Raw genomic sequence first — 1743 nt, forward strand, 5'->3', positions numbered from 1 at the left:
AGCAAGGTTCGGCGGTCGAAGGTCATGGCGCGGTAGCTAGCCGATCCCGATTGCGCAGGGGAAGGGGCGATCGACACGCATCGCCGGCAATGGTCCCGTCAGAATACCGCCATCGCCGCGTGCAGCGTGAGCGCGATCAGCGCGAGGCTCGACAGCAGGAACAGGATGAACCGCGTCTGCACCCGGTTCGTCGTCGCCTGCGCGATGCTGTGTGCGATCCGCAAGCCGACATAGGCCCAGGCGATCCACGCGTTGACCCCGTCGCCGGTATGGCTGAGCGCGAGCACCGCACACACCGCGTAGAACAGTGTCGGCTGTTCCATCAGATGGTTGTAGTTGTGCGCCTTCCACTGCGCACTGGCGGGCAGCGAGCGGTCCGCATCGGCGGCGCGCGTGCCGACCAGCTGGCTGAGGTCGACCCCCGCCGCCTTCATCGCGGGCAGCCGCGTCGCCAGCATCCAGAGCAGCATCACCAGCGTCCAGGCGATCAGCGCGACCATCGGCCGCAGGATCTCGCTGTGGATCAGGTCGTCATGCATGAAAAAGCCTCCCCCGGTTCCCCGGAGGAGGCTGCATCAATCGCGCACCGGGAGCAATCGCAGAATCCTCCCCCTTGCAGGGGAGGATCAGCGCGCCCGCCTCAGGCCTTGTCGAAGCTCGCGCCCCACTTGCGGACCGGACGGTCCTTCCACAGGCCACGATGATAGGCGTCCGACGCGAGCAGCGGCATGACCGAACCCGCTTCGGCGAACACCATCTGCTCGATGCCGGTGTTGACCTTGCCCCACGACGCCGCCTCCTGCAGCGTCGACGACGAGCAGGCGCCGTCGCGCACGTCGGCGACCGTGATCTGCACCGCGTACTTGTGGACCTGGACGTCGTCGTGACCGAGGATCTCGGCGCAGACGACGGTGTCCTGGATGAAGTTCTTCGGCACGCCGCCGCCGATCATCAGCAGGCCGGTGGTGCCCGCCTTGATCTTGATCTCGGTGAGCTCGCGGAAATCGGCGATCGCGTCGAGGACCATGTACGGCTTGCCCGCCTTCGCGGCATCGACCTGATGCTTGACCAGACCGAAGCCGGCCGAGCTGTCGACGAACGCCGGGCAGAAGATCGGCACGTCATGCTCATAGGCGAGCTTGACGAGGCTGTTCTCCTTCTTGCCGTGCTCGACGAGGTACTTGCCCATCTCGCGGATGAACTCGCGGCTCGAATAGGGGCGGGGTTCCAGCGTCTCGGCGATCTCGAAGATCGTGTGGTCGACGTGCTGGAGCTCTTCCTCGTCGATATAGGTGTCGTAGATCCGGTCGATCATCAGCGAGCGCAGCACGTCGTCGTGCGGCACTTCGAGCGCCTGGTAATGCTTGTGGCCGAGGCCCTCGAAGAAATCCATGTCGACGATCGTCGCGCCGGTCGCGACGATGCCGTCGATCATGTTGTTGCGCAGCAGCTCGGCATAGAGGTCCATGCAACCGCCGGCCGAGGTCGAGCCCGCGATCACGAGGAAGATCGTGCAGTCCTTGTCGGCGAGCATCTGGTTGTAAATGTCGGTCGCACGGCCGAGGTCGCGGCTGGTGAACGACATCTTCTTCATCGCGTCGACGATCGGCCGCGCGTCGAAGCTCGTGATGTCGATATGTTCGACGGTGGTGGACAGGAGCTCAGCCTTGCGCTGCGCGTCGATGCGGGTGTCTTCGGTCATGGTCATCATCCTCAAACGTCGTCATCCCCGCGCAGGCGGGG

2 protein-coding genes are annotated in these 1743 nt (G+C 64.8%); both read right to left on the minus strand.

Annotated elements, in window-relative coordinates:
* Window positions 1–98 precede the first annotated feature (98 nt).
* A complete protein-coding gene (locus sphsw_RS11525) occupies window positions 99–524 on the minus strand; it encodes an MAPEG family protein (RefSeq protein WP_031440748.1) in 426 nt (141 codons plus the stop codon).
* A gap of 116 nt (window positions 525–640) precedes the next feature.
* Window positions 641–1702 (minus strand): 1,9-bis(guanidino)-5-aza-nonane synthase, encoded by a 1062-nt coding sequence (locus tag sphsw_RS11530; RefSeq protein WP_031396469.1) that lies wholly within the window; start codon window positions 1700–1702, stop codon window positions 641–643.
* Window positions 1703–1743: the final 41 nt, after the last annotated feature.

The organism is Sphingomonas sp. FUKUSWIS1 (genome assembly GCF_000733135.1).
Classification (GTDB): domain Bacteria; phylum Pseudomonadota; class Alphaproteobacteria; order Sphingomonadales; family Sphingomonadaceae; genus Sphingomonas; species Sphingomonas aerolata.